Here is a 20,722-nt window from a genome sequence, read left to right on the forward strand (position 1 = left end):
TCGGCGCTCACCGAGCCACCTCCTCGTGCGGTGTGATCACGGCCAGCACCTGGTCCATGGCGACCGTCGTGCCCGGGGCGACGTCCAGCTCGGCGACCGTGCCGGCGTGCGGGGCGGAGATGACGTGCTCCATCTTCATCGCCTCCACCACCAGCAGGCTCTGGCCGGCCGTCACCTCGTCGCCGACGGCCACCTTCACCACGGTCACCGTGCCGGGCATGGGCGCGGTGAGGGAGTCGGCGCCCGCGTGCGCGGACCGGCTCAGGGACGCGGCCACCGGGTCGTGGTCCCGCACCTGCCAGGCGTCACCGTCGCGGCCGAGCCAGTCACCGGCCCGGTGGAAGGTGTGCCGGACGCCGTCGAGGGTGACCGTCACCCGGTCGCCGGTGACGGTGTGCGCGCCGCGCGGGGTGTACGTCACCGGGTCCTGCACCCGCAGGTGGAAGGCGGGCGGCTTCGGGGTGCCGCCGAGCCGCCAGCCGCTCGGCACCGAGAAGGGGTCGACCCAGCCGTCCGTGCGCGGCCTGAGCTGCTCCAGCCGCAGGGCCGCCGCCGCCTCGTACACCTCCTCCGGCACGTCCGTGGTGACCAGCTCGTCCACCACCCGCTCCACCAGCCCGGTGTCCAAGTCGCCCTCGACGACCGCCGGGTGCGCCAGCAGCCGGCGCAGGAAGCCCGCGTTGGTCTGCACGCCGAGTGTGACCGTCTCCGCCAGCGCCGCCCGGAGCTTTCTGAGCGCCGTCGCGCGGTCGGGGCCGTAGGCGATCACCTTGGACAGCATCGGGTCGTACAGGCTGCCCACCTCGGTGCCCTCGCTGAGCCCGGAGTCGGTGCGCACGCCGTCGCCCTGCGGCTCGCGCAGCAGCAGGACCGTGCCGCCCGTGGGGAGGAAGCCGCGCGTGGGGTCCTCGGCGCAGATCCGGGCCTCGACCGCGTGCCCGGTCAGCGTCACGTCGTCCTGCGTGAAGGCCAGCTTCTCCCCGGCCGCCACCCTGAGCTGCCACTCCACCAGGTCCAGCCCCGTGACGAGTTCGGTGACCGGGTGCTCCACCTGGAGGCGGGTGTTCATCTCCATGAAGTAGTACGAGGACGGGTCGCCGCCCGGCACGATGAACTCCACCGTGCCCGCGCCCCGGTACCCGCAGCTGCGGGCCGCCTGCACCGCCGCCTCGCCCATCGACGCGCGCGTGGCCTCGTCCAGCAGGACGCTGGGCGCCTCCTCGATGATCTTCTGGTGCCGCCGCTGGAGGGAGCACTCGCGCTCGCCGAGGTGGACCACGTTGCCGTGGCCGTCGGCCAGCACCTGGATCTCGATGTGCCGGGGGCGGTCGACCCACCGCTCCACCAGCAGCGTGTCGTCGCCGAAGGAGGCGCGGGCCTCGCGGCGGGCTGCGGCGATCTCCTCCTCCAGCAGGCTCATGTCCCGCACCAGCCGCATGCCCTTGCCGCCACCGCCGGCGGACGGCTTCAGCAGCACGGGCGCGCCCAGCTCGCGGGCGGCCTCGACCAGTTCGGGATCCCGTCCGCCGGGCACGACCGGCACCCCGGCCGCCTTCACGGTCTCCTTGGCGCGGATCTTGTCGCCCATGAGCGCGATCGCGTCCGCCGGCGGGCCGATGAACACCAGCCCCGCCTCCTCGCAGGCCCGCGCGAAGGCGGCGTTCTCGGCGAGGAAGCCGTAGCCGGGGTGGACGGCCTGCGCGCCGGTGCGGGCGGCGGCCTGAAGCAGCCGCTCCACCGACAGATAGCTCTCGGCGGCCGGCGCCGGGCCGATCCGCACCGCCGTGTCGGCCTCCCGGACGTGCCGCGCGTCGGCGTCGGCGTCGGAGAAGACCGCCACCGAGCGCACGCCCAGCGAGCGGAGCGTACGGATGACGCGTACGGCGATCTCGCCCCGGTTGGCGACCAGCACTGTGTCGAACACGGTTCCCCTCCTCACATCCGGAAGACGCCGAACTGGGGGTCTCCCAGAGGCGCGTTGGCGCAGGCCGTCAGGGCGAGGCCCAGCACCTGACGGGTCTCCAGCGGGTCGATCACGCCGTCGTCCCAGAGCCGGGCGGTGGCGTAGTAGGCGTTGCCCTGGCGCTCGTACTGCGCGCGGATGGGCGCCTTGAAGGCCTCCTCGTCCTCGGCGGGCCACTGCTCGCCGCGCGCCTCCATCTGGTCGCGCTTGACGGTCGCCAGCACGGACGCGGCCTGCTCGCCGCCCATGACCGAGATCTTGGCGTTGGGCCACATCCACAGGAAGCGGGGGGAGTAGGCCCGGCCGCACATCGAGTAGTTGCCCGCGCCGTACGACCCGCCGACCACCACCGTCAGCTTCGGCACGCGCGTGCACGCCACGGCCGTCACCATCTTGGCGCCGTGCTTGGCGATGCCGCCCGCCTCGTAGTCCCTGCCGACCATGAACCCGGAGATGTTCTGCAGGAACACCAGCGGGATGCCGCGCTGGTCGCACAGCTCGATGAAGTGGGCGCCCTTCTGGGCGGACTCGGAGAAGAGGATGCCGTTGTTGGCGACGATCCCCACCGGGTGGCCGTGGACGCGCGCGAAGCCGGTGACCAGGGTCTGCCCGAACTCGCTCTTGAACTCGGCGAAGCGGGAGCCGTCGGTGATGCGGGCGATGATCTCGCGGACGTCGTAGGGGGTGCGGGAGTCCACCGGGACCGCGCCGTACAGCCCGTAGGGGTCGACCTTGGGTTCGACCGACGGCTGGACCTCCCAGGGCGGGGACTGCCGGGCCGGGAGGGTGGCGACGATGTTCCGGACGATCCTGAGGGCGTGCGCGTCGTCCTCGGCGAGGTGGTCGGTGACGCCGGACACGCGCGAGTGGACCTCGCCGCCGCCCAGCTCCTCCGCCGTGACGACCTCGCCGGTGGCGGCCTTCACCAGCGGCGGGCCGCCGAGGAAGATCGTGCCCTGGTTGCGCACGATCACGGCCTCGTCGCTCATCGCGGGCACATACGCGCCGCCCGCCGTGCACGACCCGAGGACGGCGGCGATCTGGGGGATGCCGGCGCCGGACATCCGGGCCTGGTTGTAGAAGATCCGCCCGAAGTGGTCCCGGTCCGGGAAGACCTCGTCCTGCATCGGCAGGAAGGCGCCGCCGGAGTCCACGAGATAGACGCAGGGCAGGCGGTTGTCGAGGGCGACCTCCTGCGCGCGCAGGTGCTTCTTCACCGTCATCGGGTAGTACGTGCCGCCCTTGACGGTCGCGTCGTTCGCCACGATCACGCACTCGCGTCCGCTGACCCGGCCGATCCCGGCGATCACGCCGGCGGCCGGGGCCTGCCCGTCGTACATCCCGTCGGCCGCCAGCGGGGCCAGCTCCAGGAACGGCGAGCCCGGGTCGAGCAGTGTGTCCACCCTGTCCCGCGGCAGCAGCTTGCCGCGCGCGGTGTGCCGGGCGCGCGCCTTCTCGCCGCCGCCGAGGGCCGCCGCGGCCAGTTTGCCGCGCAGCTCCTCCACGAGCGCGAGATGCGCCTGTTCATTGGCCCGCCAGGCCTCCGACGCGGGATCTGCCGCGCTGTGAAGCTCCGGTGCCTCGTGCATCCTGCGGTCCCCTCACCTGGTGATCGAACCCGTGATCCGCTGTTAATGAGCGTTAACCACCTCCTTCAGGTTAACGACCGCTAACCTCGCTGTCTAGAATTGGCCGCATGGTCACCAGAACCGACGCCCCCACCCGTCGCCAGCAGATCCTCAAGGAGGCCGCCCGGCTCTTCGCCGAGCGCGGCTTCCACGGCGTCGGCGTGGACGAGATAGGCGCGGCGGTGGGCATCAGCGGCCCCGGTCTGTACCGGCACTTCCCGGGCAAGGACGCGATGCTCGCCGAGCTGCTGGTGGGCATCAGCGGTCAGCTGCTGACGGGCGCCAAGCGCCGTCTGGCGGAGGCGGACGGCCAGGCCGGCGCCTCCGCGGTCCTGGACTCCCTGATCGAGGGCCACATCGACTTCGCCCTGGACGACCGTCCCCTCATCACCCTGCACGACCGCGAGCTGGACCGCCTGCGCGACAGCGACCGCAAGCTGGTCCGCCAGCTCCAGCGGCAGTACGTCGAGCTGTGGGTGGAGGTGGTCCGCGAGGTCTACCCGGCGCTCACCGAGCAGTCGGCCCGCTCGGCCGTCCACTCGGTCTTCGGCCTGCTGAACTCCACCCCCCACCTGGGCCGCGCGGGCACCCTCCCGGGCCGCGGGGCCACGGCGGCGCTGCTGCACCGGATGGCGCGGGGGGCTTTCACGGCGGCGGGGGAGCGGTGACCGCGGCCCCTTCGCTGTGACACGCGTCGCCCCTCCGTCGGAGTGACCTTCGTCTCTGGACGCGGCTGCGTACTCGCCGGTATCTTCAGGTCTGAGCAAGCGCTTAGACAGGTAGCTGGAGGTGGGCGGCGTGCGCCGTACGGTGTTCAACGAGGATCACGAGGCGTTCCGGGAGACCCTTCGCGCCTTCATCGAGGCCGAGGTCGTACCCGTGTACGACGAGTGGTTCGCCGCCGGCCAGGCGCCGCGCGACTTCTACTACAAGCTCGGTGAGCTGGGCATCTTCGGCATCAGCGTGCCGGAGGAGTTCGGCGGCGCGGGCCTGGAGACCCACAAGTTCGAGGCCGTCATCTACGAGGAGACCGCCCGCGCGGGCGTCAGCTTCGGCGGCTCCGGCGTGCACGTCCTGCTCGCCCTGCCGTACATCAAGATGCTCGCCACCGACGAGCAGAAGAAGCGCTACCTGCCGAAGTTCGTCACCGGCGAGGAGATGTGGGCCATCGCGATGACGGAGCCGGGCACCGGTTCCGACCTCGCGGGCATGAAGACCACCGCCAAGCTCAGCGAGGACGGCACGCACTACGTCCTCAACGGCGCCAAGACCTTCATCACCGGCGGCGTCCACGCCGACCGCGTGATCGTGTGCGCGCGCACCTCCGCGCCGACCGCCGAGGACCGCCGCCACGGCATCTCCCTGTTCGCCGTGGACACCAAGTCCGAGGGCTACTCCGTCGGCCGCAAGCTGGACAAGCTGGGCCTGCGCACCTCCGACACCGCCGAGCTGGCGTTCGTCGACGTCAAGGTCCCGGTCGAGGACCTGCTCGGCGAGGAGAACAAGGGCTTCTACTACCTCGGCCACAACCTGGCCTCCGAGCGCTGGGGCATCGCCTTCGGCGCCTACGCGCAGGCCAAGGCCGCCGTCCGGTTCGCCAAGCAGTACGTCCAGGAGCGCACCGTCTTCGGCAAGCCGGTCGCGCACTTCCAGAACACCAAGTTCGAGCTGGCCGCCTGCCAGGCCGAGGTGGACGCCGCCGAGGCCGTCGCCGACCGCGCGACCGAGGCCCTGGACGCCGGCGAGCTGACCCCCGCCGAGGCCGCCTCCGCCAAGCTGTTCTGCACCGAGGTCGCCCACCGCGTGATCGACCGCTGCCTCCAGCTCCACGGCGGCTACGGCTACATGAACGAGTACCCGATCGCCCGCCTGTACGCGGACAACCGCGTCAACCGCATCTACGGCGGCACCAGCGAGATCATGAAGACGATCATCGCCAAGGACATGGGCCTGTAAGACAGCCCTGTCATCGCCGTCATCACTGGCCTGTACAACTAGATGCCATGAGCCAGGCACTCCAGGATCTCCTCGATCTGCTCGACCTCGAGCAGATCGAGGAGAACATCTTCCGCGGCCGGTCCCGCTCCGCCGTCGTACCCCGCGTCTTCGGCGGACAGGTCGCGGCGCAGGCGCTGGTCGCGGCCGGGCGCACGGTCCCCGCCGACCGGCCCGCGCACTCGCTGCACGCCTACTTCCTGCGCCCCGGCGACCCCGGCGCGCCGATCGTCTACTCCGTCGACCGCATCCGCGACGGCCGGTCCTTCACCACCCGCCGCGTGGTCGCCGTCCAGCACGGAAAGCCGATCTTCCATCTCTCGGCGTCCTTCCAGCGGTACGAGGAAGGCCTCGACCACCAGGCGCCCATGCCGCCGTCCCCCGACCCGGCGACCCTGCCCACCTCGCAGGAGCGGCTGCGCGGGTACGACCACCTCGCCCCCGAGGTCGTCGAGCGGTTCCTGGAGGCGCGCGAGGCGATCGACCTCAGATACGTGGACGAGCCGCCGTACGGGCGGTTCGGCGAGCCGCGCGAGCCGCACTCACAGGTGTGGTTCCGCACCGCCGGCAAGCTGGACGACGACCCCTTGCTGCACGTCGTCCTCGCCACCTACGTCTCCGACATGACCCTGCTCGACTCCGTGCTGCTCGCGCACGGGCGCGGTGGCTGGGCGGTCGGCGACGTCGTGGGCGCCTCGCTGGACCACGCGATGTGGTTCCACCGGCCCTTCCGCGCCGACGAATGGCTGCTGTACGACCAGGAGTCGCCGTCCGCGCACGGTGGCCGCGGTCTGGGGCAGGCCCGCATCTACACGCAGGACGGGCGGCTCGCCATCACCGTCATCCAGGAGGGCGTCGTCCGGGTGCCACGGGGCTGAGCCGCTGTCGAGATGCCGAGTGCGGAGTACCGAACTAATCTCTATGAGTGACGGCCGCAGTACACGGTGTGACCGTCCGACGGTTCCCGGATTTCCGGGGACGGCAGACGTCGGCGGCGACATCCGTCCAGTGAATCCTCTGCGGTCACACCTCAAGAGCGCGCCGTGCCTGTCCCTTCAAGTACGCACGGCGCCGGCCATCCGCCCGCGAACTCCTCGTGGAGTAGCGGCAGATGATGGAGACAGAAGGGTACTTTCCCATGCGAGCACAGCGCGTGAAGCGTTATGTCGTGATGTCCACCGCGGGCCTCCTGCTGGCCGGCGGAGCCGCGATCGGTACGGCGGGCACCGCCTCGGCGGCCCCCGCGCACAACGTCAGCTACCACGGCCGGCACGGTGGCAGCTGGGGTGGCTGGGGCGGCGGCTGGGGTTGGGGCTGCGGCTGCGGCTGGGGCTGGGGTGGCCACCACCACCGCCACCACCACGGGCGCCATCACGGCCGCAGCGGCTACTGGAACAACGGCTGGAACAACGGCTGGAACAACGGCAACTGGAACAACGGCCGCTGGAACAACGGCACTTCGAACAACAACAACAACTCCAGCAGCAGCAACAGGAGCAGCAGCTCCGGCAACAACCAGAGCAGCAGCTCCGGGAACAACCAGAGCAGCAGCTCGAGCAACTCCAGCAGAAGCGGTAGCAGCAGCTGAACCGGTGCCGATCGCGCCACACTGTGCGGCCCTGTACGCGGGGCCGCACAGTGCCGTGCCCCAGTCGCGGGGCGGAGGGTCAGGAAAGGCCCGCCTCCGCCAGCAGATACGCCGTCATCGGGTCGTAGTGCCGGGGGCTGACCACATGGTCGTCGAGCGGGACCACGACCTGGACGGTGCCCTCGGACTCGGCGAGGAACAGCGCCGGGTCGTTGCAGTCGGCGTAGCCGACCGCGTCCAGGCCGTGCTGTCCGGCATACCCGGCCCAGCCGTGGTCCGCGACGACCAGGTCCGGCAGCGGGCGCCCCTCGCGCCCAAGTCCCTCCAGCACGGCCCGCATCGGCTCCCCGGAGTGGGTGTGCCACAGCGTCGCCCCGTGCTCCAGCACCGCCACGTCCGCGAACTGCATGACATACCCCTCGTCCGTCTGCAGCCCGTCCGGGATGACCACGATCTCGCAGCCGGCGGCGCGGAGCGCGGCGGCCGTGGCCCGGTGCACGTCCAGCAGCCCGCCCGGGTGACCGGTCGCGAACAGCACCCGCTGCCGGTCCTCGGCCGCCTTGCGCAGCCGCGCCGCCATCCGCTCCAGCGCGTCCACGGTCAGTTCCGGGTCGATGGTGTCCTGCCCGTACCGGTACTCGGGGTCGTCGTTGACGCCGACCCGCTCGGCCATCACCGCGAGCACGTCCTGCTCGTCCGTCCAGCGGTCGCCCAGCTCCAGGCCGAGCCAGAAGCCCCGGACGCCGTTGGCGAGCTGACGGTAGTGGGAGAGGTTGTTCTCGCGGGGCGTGGCGACGTCCCCCGCGATACGGGTCCTCACCAGGTGGTCGACGAGCTGGGCGCGGCTGGGTGTCCCGGGTATCGGCATGCCTCCATTGTGGGGCAGCGCGGCACGGCCGTCCTCGGCATACCGCCCGCTGGGACGTGACTCACGTCCCTGGTCAGCCCTGCCGCAGCGCGAACCACAGCTCCATGCGCACGTCCGGGTCGTCCAGGTCGGCGTCCAACAGGGCGGCGCAACGGGCGATGCGCTGCCGCACGGTGTTGCGGTGCACCTCCAGCGCCACCGCCGTACGGTCCCAGCTGCCGTGCAGAGCCAGCCAGTTGCGCAGGGTCTCGGTCAGTTCGGGGCGGCCGGCGAGCGGGGCGAGCAGCGCGCGGGCGTGCGCCTCGGCGTCCGCCGGCGGCACCAGGTCCGCCAGGCCCGGCCGGGTCCCGTGCCGGACCAGCGGGGCGCGGGTGGCGCGGGCCCGGGCCAGGGCGCGAGCCGCCTGCGCGTCGGCGGCCGGCCACTCCCGCGGCTCCACGGCCGCGCTGACCCCGAGCGTCCACCCGGCCTGCGGCTGCGGCGGCCGCCCGCCGGGCACCAGCACCCGTACGACGTCCCGGCCGAGGTCGACCAGCGGCGACCCCAGCGCGGCCCCGAGCGCGGAGGCGGCGACCGCGTCGGGCCGCTGGGCCTCCGGCCGGGCGTGCACGACGAACCACTGCCCGGCGCCGAGCAGCGGGGCGACCTCCTCGGGCGGGGACCCCAGCAGCAGCCGTACCAGGGCGGAGGAGCGGACGGCGCCCGCGCCGCTGTGGTGCTCGCCGGTCAGCAGCGACAGCAGGACGGAGGCGACCGAGGCGATGGTGTGGTCGCCGGGCTCACGGTGCGCGGTGGCCACCCCGAGGACGAATCCCTCACCGGAGCCGAGCGCGTACACGGAGAGATGGGTGTCGCCGAGCGTGTCGGTGGCGGAGGTGGGGGCGGGACGCGCGGCGGCGGGATGGGCGGCGGCGGGACGGGCGCCCCCGCCCGCACCGGTCGCCGCGCCGCCCGACGACGCCCGGTCCGCCGCGGACGCCGGGCCGCCGCCGGTGGGACGGGTCTGTGCTGCCTGGCCGCTGGTGGGGCGTGCCGGTGCCGCGGTGTCGCCGGTGGGGCGTGCCGGGGCGGCTGGGCCGTTTCCCGGACCCGCCGGTGCCGCAGGGGCGTCCGCCGGCCGTACCACCGCCGCCAGGGCGGCCAGGGCCGTGGCGGTCTCCTCGGCCGGGGTCCGGCCGGCCGTGGCGAGGGGCGTGCCGTCCGGGCCGTAGAGCACCGCGTGCCCGGACAGGTGCCGGGCCAGCCGGCGCAGCACCGACGGCACCGGATCGGGGCGGGCGGCGGCCGCGGCGAGGCTCTGCTGGGCCTGGGTGACCCGGCGGAGTTCGGCCAGGCGGGCCTGGGCCATCAGCTGCCACACCGCGCGGGCCACGCCGGAGAAGGTGGTCCGGGGCGGGACCTCCAGCAGGGGCAGCCCGTGGCGCTCGCACGCGGCCACCAGCCCCGGCGGGACCGTGTCGTGGACCGGCGCCAGGCCGAAGCCGAGGGCCGCGCCGCCCGCCTCGACGATCCGGGAGACGTAGCCGTCGAAGTAGTCCCCATCGGAACCCGCCGCCTGAGGGATGTGCACCCCGGCCGTGAGCAGCAGCTCGCCGCCCAGCAGATACGGGTACGGGTCGGCCATCTCCGAGGTGTGCGCCCAGTGGATCACGGTCCCCTGGTCCTCCGGACCCGCGATCTGGCGCAGGGCCAGGTCCTCCCGGGCCAGCAGCGCCGACAGCGGGACCGGCGGGGTCGGCGGAACCGCCGGGGCGGTGGGGGCGGTTGTTTCCGGCATGGTGTGCGGACCCTCCATCCAGCCCCGTTCGTATGGATGAAACGTACACTTCGCAGTCGCTTTCCGGCCACCTAGTGTCAAGTCAGACCGGCAGCCGCGGGTACGGGCGGATGTCCCCGCGATCTGCTGCCGGCCCGTCCCCATTGCACCTGCACGACACGCCACCGGAATGTGCGCGAAGGAGGGCCGCCATGGCCGTCGACTACACAGTGATCGTCGTCTATCTCGCCGGCATGCTGGCCATGGGCTGGTGGGGCATGCGCCGCGCCCGGTCCAAGAGCGACTTCCTGGTGGCGGGCCGCCGCCTGGGCCCGGCCATGTACTCCGGCACCATGGCGGCGATCGTCCTCGGCGGCGCGTCCACCATCGGCGGCGTGGGCCTCGGCTACCAGTACGGCCTGTCCGGCGCCTGGATGGTCGTCACCATCGGCCTCGGCCTGCTGGCCCTGTCGGTGTTCTTCTCGGCCCGCATCGCCCGCCTGAAGGTCTACACCGTCTCCGAGATGCTCGACCTGCGCTACGGCGGCCGGGCCGGCGTCATCTCCGGCGTGGTCATGTGGGCGTACACCCTCATGCTGGCCGTCACCTCGACCATCGCCTACGCCACGATCTTCGACGTCCTGTTCGACATGAACCGGACCCTCGCGATCGTCCTCGGCGGCTCGATCGTCGTCGCCTACTCCACCCTCGGCGGCATGTGGTCCGTCACCCTGACCGACATGGTCCAGTTCGTGGTGAAGACCATCGGCGTCCTGCTGCTGCTCCTGCCGATCGCGGTCGTCAAGGCGGGCGGCTTCTCCGGGATGCGGGCCAAGCTGCCGACCTCGTACTTCGACCCGCTGGGCATCGGCGGCGAGACCATCTTCACCTACGTCCTGATCTACACCTTCGGCATGCTGATCGGCCAGGACATCTGGCAGCGCGTGTTCACCGCCCGCAGCGACAGGACCGCCCGGTACGGGGGCACCGTCGCCGGCACCTACTGCCTGGCCTACGCCCTCGCCGGCGCCGTCATCGGCACCGCCGCCAAGGTCATGTACCCGGGGCTCGGCAGCCCCGACGACGCCTTCGCCACCATCGTCAAGAACGAACTCCCCATCGGTGTGCGGGGCCTGGTGCTGGCCGCCGCCCTCGCCGCGGTGATGTCGACCTCCTCCGGCGCGCTGATCGCCTGCGCCACCGTCGCCAACAACGACATCTGGTCGCGGCTGCGGGGCCTCACCAGGCGGTCCGGCGAGGGCCACGACGAGGTCGGCGGCAACCGCGCCTTCATCCTGATCATGGGCGTGGCGGTGATCGGCACGGCGATCGCCCTGAACAACGTGGTCGAGGCGCTGACCGTGGCGTACAACCTCCTCGTCGGCGGCCTGCTCGTGCCCATCCTCGGCGGCCTGCTGTGGAAGCGCGGCACCGTCCAGGGCGCACTGGCCGCCGTGATCGTCGGCGGCCTCGCCGTGATCGGCCTGATGGCGGGGTACGGCATCCTCGCCAACGAGCCCGTCTACTACGGCCTGCTCGCCTCCCTCGCCGCCTACGTCGCCGTCTCCCTGGCGACCAGGCCCACCGACGAGACGGTCCTCGCCGCCTGGCGCGAACGGCTCGCCGGCCGGAACCCCGAACTCGGGTCCGAACCGGTCCCGGCTCACCAGTAGAGTCGTATGACAAGCAGTACAAGCAGTACATGCGCGACGAAGCGCAAGAAAGAAGGCAATTGACATGAGCAGCAACGAGACGCCCCGCGGCCCCGTCGACTCCTCCCGCATCCCGCGGTACGCCGGCCCCGCGACCTTCGCCCGGCTGCCCCGCCTGGACGAGGTCGGCACCGCCGACGTCGCCGTCGTGGGCGTGCCGTTCGACTCCGGCGTCTCGTACCGGCCGGGCGCCCGCTTCGGCGGCAACGCCATCCGCGAGGCGTCCCGGCTGCTGCGCCCCTACAACCCGGCGCAGGACGCCTCCCCGTTCGCCCTGGCGCAGGTCGCGGACGGCGGCGACATCGCGGTGAACCCGTTCAACATCAACGAGGCCGTCGAGACCATCGAGGCCGCGGCGGACGAGCTGCTCGGCACCGGCGCCCGTCTGATGACGCTGGGCGGCGACCACACCATCGCGCTGCCGCTGCTCAGGAGCGTCGCGAAGAAGCACGGCCCGGTCGCCCTGCTCCACTTCGACGCCCACCTCGACACCTGGGACACCTACTTCGGCGCCGAGTACACCCACGGCACCCCGTTCCGCCGCGCGGTGGAGGAGGGCATCCTCGACACCTCGGCCCTCTCCCACGTCGGCACCCGCGGCCCGCTGTACGGCAAGCAGGACCTCACCGACGACGAGAAGATGGGCTTCGGCATCGTCACCTCCGCCGACGTCTACCGCCGGGGCGCCGACGAGATCGCCGACCAGCTGCGCCAGCGCATCGGCGACCGCCCGCTGTACATCTCCATCGACATCGACTGCCTCGACCCGGCCCACGCGCCCGGCACGGGCACGCCGGAGGCGGGCGGCATGACCTCCCGCGAGCTGCTGGAGATCCTGCGCGGCCTGGCCTCCTGCCACCTGGTCTCGGCGGACGTCGTCGAGGTCGCGCCGGCCTACGACCACGCCGAGATCACGTCTGTGGCCGCCTCCCACACGGCGTACGAACTGACCACCATCATGAGCCGCCAGATCGCCGCGGCCCGCGAGGAGAACGAGGGCAAGTGACCCACGACCACGACCTGGAGCTCCGTCCGACCGCCGCCCAGACGGAGGCCGCGCTGAATCCTCCCGCCGGGCGCAACGGCGGAGACCTGGTCGTGGAGACGCTGGCCGGGCTGGGCGCGACGACCGTCTTCGGCCTCCCCGGCCAGCACGCGCTGGGCATGTTCGACGCCCTGCGCAGGTCCTCCCTGCGGTACGTGGGCCTGCGGGTGGAGAACAACGCGGGTTTCGCGGCGGACGCGTACGGCCGGATCACCGGCGAGGCCGCCCCGCTGCTGCTCTCCACGGGCCCCGGCGCGCTGACGTCGCTCGCGGCGTTGCAGGAGGCGGCGGCCGCGTCGGCCCCCGTGCTGGCGATCAGCAGCCAGATCCCGACGGCCGGCCTGGGCGGCGGCCGCCACGGCTACCTCCACGAACTCCCCGACCAGGCGGCCTCGTTCCGGGGCGTGGTGAAGTCGGTGCACACCGTCCGCACCCAGTCCCAGATCCCGTCCGCGATCGCGGCGGCCTGGAAGTCGGCGCTGACGGCTCCGCACGGCCCGGTGTGGGTGGAGATCCCGCAGGACGTGCTGCTGGCCCCGACCGCCCTGCCGGTGGTGACGGCGCCGGACGCCACCCCTGACGACCTGGTGCCGCGCCCCGAACTGACGGCGCTGGCCGCGCACCTGCTGTCGCACGCCGCCCGCCCGGCGATCATCGCGGGCGGCGGGGTCGTACGGTCCGACGCGTCGGGGAAGCTGAGGGCGCTGGCGGAGAAGCTTCAGGCGCCGGTCGTGACCACCTTCGGCGGCAAGGGCGCGTTCCCCTGGGAGCACCCCCTGTCGCTGCAGTCCTGGCTGGAGGACCGGCACACCACGGACTTCCTGGAGGACGCGGACGTCCTGCTGGTCGTGGGCTCGGGACTGGGCGAACTCTCCTCGAACTACCACACGTTCAGGCCGCGCGGCCGGGTGATCCAGATCGAGGCGGACCTCGGCAAGCTGGAGTCCAACCACCCGGCGCTGGGCATCCACGCGGACGCCCGCCTGGCGCTCCAGGCCCTGCTGGAGACGGTCCGGGAGCGGACGGACGCCTCGGCGCCGCAGCGCGTGCGGGAACTGCTGGACAAGGTGGCCGCCCGCATCGCCGCCCAGGAACTCGCCCTGGAACAGCAGGTGCTGGCCTCCGTGCGCCGGGCGCTGCCCAGCGGCGCCCCCTCCTTCTGGGACATGACGATCCTGGCGTACTGGGCGTGGTCGGCCTTCGACCCCCGGGGCGCGAACACCATGCACTCGGCGCAGGGGGCCGGCGGCCTCGGCTACGGCTTCCCCGCGGCGCTGGGCGCGGCGGCCGCCGACCCGACCCGCCCGGTGCTGGCGGTGTCGGGCGACGGCGGCGCGCTGTACTCCATCGCGGAACTGGCCACCGCCCGCCAGTACGACCTGCCGGTCACCTGGCTGATCGTCGACGACGGCGGCTACGGCATCCTCCGCGAGTACATGACGGACGCCTTCGGCCAGGCCACGGCGACCGAGCTCACCCGCCCGGACTACGTGGCCCTCGCCGAGTCGTTCGGCGTCCCCGGGGTCCGTACGACCCCTGAGACGCTGGAGGCCGACCTGGCGAAGGCGCTGGCGACGCCGGGCCCGTCGGTGGTCGTGCTCCCGGCGGTCCTGCGGATGTTCGCGCCGACGCACCTGGCGCCGCGGGGCCAGGCCGCCCGGCTCAGCGGCACTTGCTCGACGTGCTGATGTACACCTGCGTCGGGTGCGCGCCGTTGAAGGCCCATCCCTCGCCGGGCTTCATGCAGATCGTGGGGTGGTTGGAGAACCGCACGTAGGCCACGTCGTCGTGCCGGGTGTTGACCGCGCCCTTCGCCTTGCGGCTGGCGCCGAGCTTCTGCCAGTAGCCGGTGTCCTTGAACTTCCCGGTCATCGTGTTGCCGTTGTAGAAGCAGACGTACGGATACGGACACTTCGGGCGGGCGGCGGTGGACGCGACGGCCGCGGCCGACGGGGTGTGCGGGCCGGCCGGGGCGGCCTGCGCGGAGACGGCCAGACCGCTTCCGGCCAGGGCGCACGCGGTCAGGACGGACGCGGTCGCGATGCGGAATCGCATGGATGCTCCTCGATGTCGGTTGCCTGTCGACGGCAGTCGCCTGAGACGGCCCGCGGCACCCCCGTGCCCGCGGGCCGCCGACTGCCTGGGGCGGTGCGGAGCGGGCCGCACCGCCCGTCGTGCACCACCGACGGTGCAGGCAGGCCCCGAGGCGGCGCCAGGCCCGCCGCCCAGGTGCCGCCGGCCCGGGACGTCCCACCCCGTGGCCTGCGGAAACGCCCTGCGGCATGAGGCGCCGGCGGGACGCGCGAGAGCGGGGGAATTCGGCCGATTCCATGCGCTCGTACGGAAGTCCACGGGAACCGGGCGTCTGCGCTGAGGCATCCTCATGTCGGAAACTGCCACAGACATGGGGTGGGACATGTCTCGTTGGAAGCAGTTGCCGGACTCGCTCGACCCGCGAGTGCGGCAACTCGCCGTCCAGATGCGCCGTATCAAGGACCACAGCGGACTCGGCCTGCAGGCGCTGGCCGCCCGGACCGGCTACAGCCGCGCCTCCTGGGACCGCTACCTCAACGGCCGTTCGCTGCCGCCGCAGGAGGCGGTCGCCGCCCTGGCCCGCGCCTGCGACGCCGACCCGGCCCGCCTGCTGGCCCTCCACGAGGTGGCGGTGGCGGCGGGGCGCGTGGACGCCGGGGAAGCGGGGGAGACCGGGGACGCCGAGGCCGGGGCGACGGGGGAGCTCGCGGCGGGGGCCGCTGAGGAGGACACGGAGCCGGAACCCGGTCCGGCCGCGGAGGAGCCGAGGGGCGGGGGCCGGGGACGGCGGCGGATGCTCACCGCCGTGGCGACGTCGGTGGTCCTCCTCGCGGCGGTGATCGCCCTTGTCGTGGCCGCGCCGTGGGACGGCGGCCGGCGACGGACCGACGACCGGACGGCCCCCGCGGACGCCACCGCGCCGGCGCCGGGAGCCTCCGGGCCGAAGGGAACGTTCGTGTTCCGGCCAGGCAAGGAGTACCCGTGCCCTGTGCACCGCGCCCGGGACGGGCTGCTGTACGCCGGGTACAGCACCACCCGGGTCGGGCTGGTCGGCCCGGGTTCCGCACAGTGGGCCGTGGTCGAGGTCCAGTGCCTGCTGCGCCACCGCGGCTTCTCGCCCGGTGCCGTCGACGGGGTGTTCGGCGCGCACACCGAGCGCGCGGTGGAGCGGCTGCAGGCCGGGGCCCGCATCCGCGTGGACGGGGTGGTCGGCGAGGACACGTGGGGAGTGCTGCGGAAATGACGTCCGGCCGCCCGTCCGGCGACCGTCCGGTGGAGTGCGAGCGCCTGGCGGAGACCCTGCGGGCGCTGCGGACCCGGACCGGCCTGAGCCTGGCGGCGCTGGCCGCGAAGACGCCGTACAGCAAGTCGTCGTGGGACCGCTATCTGCGCGGTACGACCGTCCCGCCCCGGCAGGCCGTCGCCGCACTGTGCGAGCTGGCGGGCGAACATCCCGGCCGTGCGCTCGCACTGTGGGAGCTGGCGGACGCGGTGGCCAGCGGGCGTGCGGCGAGCGGGCGTACGGCGGCCGGGCGCGCGGGCGTTGGACGCACGGGTGGTGGACGCACGGGCGTCGGACGCACCGGCGGGGAGCACGCCCGTGCGGAGGCTGCCCCGGCCGGGTCACCCCCGCCGCCCGGCGAGGCAGGCCACCGCCCGCCCCGTCGCCTGCTCGCCGGAATCGCCGGCGGGATCGCGGCCGCGGCCGTCGCGACGGTGGCCACGCTGGCGGCCACCGGAGCGTTCACCGGGTCCGCCCCGGATCCGCGTACGGCACCGTCCCCGTCCCCCACCGCCTTGGCGAAGGGATGCCACGGCGCCGGCTGCACGGGCAAGGACCCCGAGTCGTACGGCTGCGGAGCGGATCCCGTGCCGGTGACCCTGGGCCGACGGAGCTTCCCCGGGCCGACGGTGGTCAAGATCCGGCACAGCCCGGCCTGCGGTGCGGTGTGGGCGCGGATCGACCTCGGCCGGGTGGGGGACCGGGCGGAGATCCTCGTACCGCGTCACGCCCCGTGGCGGATCGAGGTAAAGGACCGGTACGACGCGAAGGACTCCCTGTCGACGCCGATGGTCGCCGTGTCCCGGTCCGACCTGGACGGCGTACGCGCCTGCCTGGTCCGCGACGGCGAACGGCACTGCTTCGGCGCGGCGCCTCCGGAAGGTTACGGATGACCGCCGTGGCGCATCCTGCGCCCGCTGTGGATGTTGTGGATCAGGGAGGCGACCGTGTTGACGGCCCAGATGCTCCCCAGCGACAGAGCGATGAGGAACATGATCACCACTGTGACCATCAGGGCGATGAGGACAGCACCCTGGGCCCGCTCCGCCGCCCGAAGCAGCGAACTCGGGTGCGCCCCCGCCGCTCCGACGACCGGGACCGCAATGGCGGCCAGCAGGATCGGGGCGCGTCGCGGACGCTCGTCACTGTCCAGCACAAGGACTCATTGTGCAGTTCTTCGCGAGCGAAAGCGATGGTCGCGCACCGCCGTGCCGCTTCAGCGTCTCCGACTGCCCGACTCCGTCCGTGAGCGCGTGACGGCATGCAGCGACCTCGACCAGTTGGAGGCGTGGGCACAGCGGGCCGTGCATGCCGTCGACGCCGCGGAGTTGTGCCGCACGGAATGAGCGGGCGGTCTGCGTCAGGACGGGGCCAGGACGCAGAACTCGTGGCCCTCCGGGTCGGTCAGGCAGGTCCAGGGGACGTCGCCCTGGCCGAGGTCGAGGTCGGCGGCGCCGAGGGTGCGTAGCCGGGTCACCTCTGCCTCCTGGTCGTCACCGGGGTACGGGAGCAGGTCGAGGTGGACGCGGTCCGGTGCGGTCTTCGTGCCGGGCGTGCGGAGGAACTCCAGGTACGGGCCGACGCCCTTGGCGTTGCGCAGTACGGCACGGTCGTCGGTCGCCTCGTGCAGCGTCCAGTCGATCGCGTCGCCCCAGAACCGGGCCATGGCCTGTGGATCCGCGCAGTCGACCACCACCGCGGCGATCGGCCCGGTGTCCCGGTAGACCTCCCGGGGCTCCAGCACGCAGAACTCGTTGCCCTCCGGGTCGGCGAGGACCGTCCACGGCACCGTGCCCTGACCGACGTCGGCGGGCGTCGCGCCGAGGTACTGGAGGCGTGCGACCAGCTCCGCCTGGTGGGCGGCCGAAGTGGTGGCGAGGTCGAGGTGCACGCGGTTCTTGGCCGTCGTCTTGGGCTCCGGGACGGGGACGACGTCGACGCAGACGAACACCGGGTCCGGCCAGACGATGCCGCCGCCGGGCCCGACGTAGGTGGTCACGCCGGGGTGGTAGGCGCTCCAGCCGAGTGCCTCCGCCCAGAACCGGCCGACCGCCGCGGCGTCGAGGGCCTTGATGTTCACCATCACAGGTCGCAGTGGCATGCCGGTGATCCTATGCACCGACTGGTTTGTCTGCGCCGAGGACGCCGAGGACGCCGAACCCTTGCCGTACGCGCTCTCCTTCACCTTCGTCCCGTGCTTCCGCACCCAGGACGTGACCGCCGAGCTGACGGTGTTGCCGCCGCCACCGGGGCCGCCGCCCATCATGCCGCCGCCCACCTGGATGTGTGCGGGCTGTGGTGCGCCTGGGAGGAAGCTGTGAGGTGGTGACAGCGGGCAGGAGGGGTCAGGGCAGCAGGCCGGGGAAGTCCTTTCGCAGCGCGGCCAGTTGGGCGTCGTACCCGGCCTGGTGGTCCGCCGACTCCTTGAGGCTGATGGTGTGGGGTGACAGCGGTCCCTGCTCCAGGAAGGACGGTACGGACCGGAACACCTCCGCTGCCGCCTTCCAGTGGGCGCCTCCTCGGGCGCGTGCCAGGGCGAGGTCGTCGTACAGGCCCTCTTTGAGGCCCTGCAGGCGTCTCGGCAGTTCGTCCTTCGGCCTGAACGCGTCGGGGCCGGGCAGCGTGCGGCCCCGTGCGGCGAGGAAGTGCAGGGCGGCCAGTGCGGCGAACAGCCGTCCGGCACGGCTGTGCGCGCTCTCGTTGTCCTCCGGCATGAACGAAGCATTGCCGTCCACCGGCCCCGCCGAACATCCGGCGCCGGACCGGCAGTACAACCATTCGGCCGGTTCCGTGCGTCAACGGGGTATGAATCCCCGGACCTCACGACGTGGCGGCGCGCTCGCCGCCGCCCTCGGCGCCGCGCTGCTCATACCCACCGTGGCCGCGGCCGCCCCGGCCGCCGCGGCCACGCCCGCCGTCAGCTGTACGTCCGCCAAGGCGGGCCTCGCCGCCAAGCTGCAGAAGGACATCACGGCCGCCCTGGCGAACCGCAAGAGCACCGTGGCCCTCGGCCTGTACGACCGCAGCACCGCGACCACCTGCACCCTGCGCGCCACCAGCTCCTACGACTCGGCCAGCACCGTCAAGGTCACGGTGCTCGCGACCCTGCTGTGGGACGCCAAGAAGCACAACCGCTATCTGACCGACCGTGAGGTATCCCTCACCAAGGCCATGATCACGAAGTCCGACAACAACGCCACGACCGCGCTGTGGAAGCAGCTCGGCATGACGAAGATCAAGGGCTTCCTCGCCGCCGCCGGGATGACGAAGACCGTGCCGGGCGCGAACGGCTACTGGGGTCTGACCCAGGAGAACGTCACCGACGAGCAGAAGCTGCTGAAGCTGGTCACCGCCAGGAACAGCGTGCTGAGCGACAACTCCCGCGCCTACATCCTGAAGCTGATGGGCCAGGTCATCTCCTCGCAGCGCTGGGGCACCCCGGCCGGCGCGCCGTCCACGGTGTCCGTGCACGTCAAGAACGGCTGGCTGCAGCGCTCGACGCACGGCTGGCGGGTGCACAGCCTCGGCACCTTCGACGGCGCCGGCCACGACTACATGATCTCGGTGCTCACGCAGGACAACAGCACCATGGACTACGGCGTCACCACCATCCAGAACGTCGCCAGGGCCATCCACAAGGACCTGGTGCCGACCACCTCCGCGACCGCGGTCTACACCCCGACCAGCAAGCCCAGCGAGGCCTTCGTCGCGGTGCCGCCGCAGGGCTGACGAAGAGCGGGTTCACGACGCGGTCTCCCGCCGGACACCCGCCCGCCCTACGGTGACCGGCATGCGCCTGAGAACCGTACTCGCCACCCTGACCGCCGGCCTGGCGGCGGCCGCCACGCTGACCGCCGCCGGGCCCGCCGGAGCCGCCGACTCCCCGGCGGGCCAGGCCTGTTCGCCCTCCGTCTCCATCGACCGCTTCTCCGACGCGCTGGACAAGACGGCGTACGACGGCACGTTCGTCGGCAACTTCTCCGCGCTCGCCGTCGACCGGGACGGGTCGATCGCGGCCCTGGAGGACCGCTCCTCCCTCTTCGGCCTGGATCCGGCGACCCTTCAGCCGAGGTCCGCCGTCCGCCTCGCCGACGAGAACGGCGCCGACCTCGACTCCGAGGGCCTGGTCGTGGACCGGGACGGCACCCGGCTCGTCACCTCCGAGACCGAGCCGTCGGTCCGCCGCTACTCCGCCGACGGCAGGATCCTGGACCGGCTCCCCGTCCCCTCCTCGCTCCTCGTCGCCCCGGCCGGCCGCGCCACCGCCAACCAGACCTTCGAGGGCCTGACCCTGCTGCCCGGCGGCCGCACCCTGCTGGCCTCCATGGAGGACGCGATCGCGGGCGACTCGACGGGGATCGTCCGCTTCCAGACCTGGCGGCGCACCACGGGCGGCCACTTCCGGCTCGCCGCCCAGTACGCCTACCGCACCGACGCCGGGCTCGGCGTCCCCGAGGTCCAGGCCACGCCCGACGGCCGCCTCCTCGTCCTGGAACGCGGCTTCACCTCCGGCGTCGGCAACACCGTCCGCCTCTACCTGGCGGACCCCCGCCACGCGACCGACACCGGCGGCATCGAGAACCTCACCGGCCAGTCGTCCGTCCGGCTGATCAGGAAGACGCTGCTGGCCGACATCGCCGGCTGCCCGAGCCTCGGCGCCACGGCGAAGCAGCCCCAGCCCAACCCCCTGCTCGACAACATCGAGGGTATGACGATCACGGGGCGTGACCACACCGGCCGCCTGAAGGTCCTCCTGGTGAGCGACGACAACCAGAACCCGGTGCAGACGACGAGGTTCTACTACCTGCGGGTACGGGTCTGACCTCCCCCTTCCGGCTCCCCGGTTTGTTG

20 protein-coding genes are annotated in these 20,722 nt (G+C 72.7%); 12 read left to right on the plus strand and 8 right to left on the minus strand.

Features of this window, described 5'->3' with window-relative positions:
• Positions 1-7: 7 nt before the first annotated feature.
• Both OG956_RS22665 and OG956_RS22670 read right to left on the minus strand, forming a co-directional pair.
• Positions 8-1,924, minus strand: coding sequence for an acetyl/propionyl/methylcrotonyl-CoA carboxylase subunit alpha (locus OG956_RS22665; protein ID WP_330339815.1), 1,917 nt, complete (start codon positions 1,922-1,924; stop codon positions 8-10).
• A gap of 11 nt (positions 1,925-1,935) precedes the next feature.
• Positions 1,936-3,552, minus strand: a complete 1,617-nt coding sequence (locus OG956_RS22670; RefSeq protein WP_330339816.1) for a carboxyl transferase domain-containing protein — start codon at positions 3,550-3,552, stop codon at positions 1,936-1,938.
• Between the two features lie 107 nt (positions 3,553-3,659).
• On the opposite strand from OG956_RS22670, the gene OG956_RS22675 reads away from it, so the two are divergent.
• The 4 genes from OG956_RS22675 (at position 3,660) to OG956_RS22690 (ending at position 7,174) form a co-directional block, all read left to right on the plus strand.
• A complete protein-coding gene (locus OG956_RS22675; protein ID WP_330339817.1) occupies positions 3,660-4,259 on the plus strand; it encodes an SACE_7040 family transcriptional regulator in 600 nt (199 codons plus the stop codon).
• Positions 4,260-4,389: 130 nt separating this feature from the next.
• Positions 4,390-5,547 (plus strand): acyl-CoA dehydrogenase family protein, encoded by a 1,158-nt coding sequence (locus OG956_RS22680; protein ID WP_330339818.1) that lies wholly within the window; start codon positions 4,390-4,392, stop codon positions 5,545-5,547.
• A gap of 47 nt (positions 5,548-5,594) precedes the next feature.
• Complete coding sequence (locus OG956_RS22685; RefSeq protein WP_330339819.1) at positions 5,595-6,464, plus strand: acyl-CoA thioesterase; 870 nt, start codon at positions 5,595-5,597, stop codon at positions 6,462-6,464.
• 260 nt (positions 6,465-6,724) lie between these two features.
• Positions 6,725-7,174: a hypothetical protein gene (locus OG956_RS22690; RefSeq protein ID WP_330339820.1), complete on the plus strand. Its 450-nt coding sequence runs from the start codon at positions 6,725-6,727 to the stop codon at positions 7,172-7,174.
• 79 nt (positions 7,175-7,253) lie between these two features.
• Here the strand turns inward: OG956_RS22690 and OG956_RS22695 are convergent, their stop codons facing one another.
• Entirely contained in the window at positions 7,254-8,042 is a 789-nt protein-coding gene (locus OG956_RS22695) for a phosphatase (protein ID WP_330339821.1), read from the minus strand.
• Between the two features lie 73 nt (positions 8,043-8,115).
• A complete protein-coding gene (locus OG956_RS22700) occupies positions 8,116-9,819 on the minus strand; it encodes a PucR family transcriptional regulator (protein WP_330339822.1) in 1,704 nt (567 codons plus the stop codon).
• Between the two features lie 191 nt (positions 9,820-10,010).
• Here OG956_RS22700 and OG956_RS22705 point away from each other — a divergent pair, with 191 nt between their 5' ends.
• From OG956_RS22705 to OG956_RS22715, 3 genes are all read left to right on the plus strand, one after another.
• On the plus strand, positions 10,011-11,471 hold the full coding sequence (locus OG956_RS22705; RefSeq protein WP_330339823.1) for a sodium:solute symporter: 1,461 nt from the start codon (positions 10,011-10,013) through the stop codon (positions 11,469-11,471).
• A gap of 64 nt (positions 11,472-11,535) precedes the next feature.
• Positions 11,536-12,516 carry an agmatinase gene (speB, locus tag OG956_RS22710; protein ID WP_330339824.1) on the plus strand — a complete coding sequence of 327 codons (981 nt, stop codon included), beginning with the start codon at positions 11,536-11,538 and terminating at the stop codon, positions 12,514-12,516.
• On the plus strand, positions 12,513-14,243 hold the full coding sequence (locus OG956_RS22715; RefSeq protein WP_330339825.1) for a thiamine pyrophosphate-binding protein: 1,731 nt from the start codon (positions 12,513-12,515) through the stop codon (positions 14,241-14,243). Before speB ends, OG956_RS22715 begins: the two co-directional genes overlap by 4 nt.
• Here OG956_RS22715 and OG956_RS22720 read toward each other — a convergent pair.
• Positions 14,218-14,610 (minus strand): hypothetical protein, encoded by a 393-nt coding sequence (locus OG956_RS22720; RefSeq protein WP_330339826.1) that lies wholly within the window; start codon positions 14,608-14,610, stop codon positions 14,218-14,220. The genes OG956_RS22715 and OG956_RS22720 overlap by 26 nt on opposite strands.
• Positions 14,611-14,971: 361 nt before the next feature.
• Between OG956_RS22720 and OG956_RS22725 the strand changes: the two genes are divergently transcribed.
• Together OG956_RS22725 and OG956_RS22730 are read left to right on the plus strand one after the other, a co-directional pair.
• On the plus strand, positions 14,972-15,832 hold the full coding sequence (locus OG956_RS22725) for a helix-turn-helix domain-containing protein (RefSeq protein ID WP_330339827.1): 861 nt from the start codon (positions 14,972-14,974) through the stop codon (positions 15,830-15,832).
• Positions 15,829-16,764, plus strand: coding sequence for a helix-turn-helix domain-containing protein (locus tag OG956_RS22730; protein ID WP_330339828.1), 936 nt, complete (start codon positions 15,829-15,831; stop codon positions 16,762-16,764). The genes OG956_RS22725 and OG956_RS22730 overlap by 4 nt, the downstream gene beginning before the upstream one ends.
• On the opposite strand, the gene OG956_RS22735 is transcribed toward OG956_RS22730, so the two are convergent.
• Complete coding sequence (locus OG956_RS22735) at positions 16,755-17,027, minus strand: hypothetical protein (RefSeq protein WP_330339829.1); 273 nt, start codon at positions 17,025-17,027, stop codon at positions 16,755-16,757. The genes OG956_RS22730 and OG956_RS22735 overlap by 10 nt on opposite strands.
• Before the next feature lie 204 nt (positions 17,028-17,231).
• On the minus strand, positions 17,232-17,972 hold the full coding sequence (locus OG956_RS22740) for a VOC family protein (protein WP_330339830.1): 741 nt from the start codon (positions 17,970-17,972) through the stop codon (positions 17,232-17,234).
• Between OG956_RS22740 and OG956_RS22745 the strand changes: the two genes are divergently transcribed.
• A complete protein-coding gene (locus tag OG956_RS22745) occupies positions 17,971-18,192 on the plus strand; it encodes a hypothetical protein (protein WP_330339831.1) in 222 nt (73 codons plus the stop codon). The two genes, OG956_RS22740 and OG956_RS22745, sit on opposite strands and share 2 nt — an antisense overlap.
• Positions 18,193-18,216: 24 nt before the next feature.
• Here OG956_RS22745 and OG956_RS22750 read toward each other — a convergent pair whose 3' ends face one another.
• A complete protein-coding gene (locus OG956_RS22750) occupies positions 18,217-18,585 on the minus strand; it encodes a hypothetical protein (protein WP_330339832.1) in 369 nt (122 codons plus the stop codon).
• 91 nt (positions 18,586-18,676) lie between these two features.
• On the opposite strand from OG956_RS22750, the gene OG956_RS22755 reads away from it, so the two are divergent.
• Positions 18,677-19,600: a serine hydrolase gene (locus OG956_RS22755; RefSeq protein WP_330339833.1), complete on the plus strand. Its 924-nt coding sequence runs from the start codon at positions 18,677-18,679 to the stop codon at positions 19,598-19,600.
• Positions 19,601-19,661: 61 nt separating this feature from the next.
• Positions 19,662-20,693 (plus strand): esterase-like activity of phytase family protein, encoded by a 1,032-nt coding sequence (locus OG956_RS22760; RefSeq protein ID WP_330339834.1) that lies wholly within the window; start codon positions 19,662-19,664, stop codon positions 20,691-20,693.
• Positions 20,694-20,722 lie beyond the last annotated feature (29 nt).

It is taken from the genome of Streptomyces sp. NBC_00557, from assembly GCF_036345995.1.
In the GTDB taxonomy this organism is placed as follows: Bacteria; Actinomycetota; Actinomycetes; order Streptomycetales; family Streptomycetaceae; genus Streptomyces.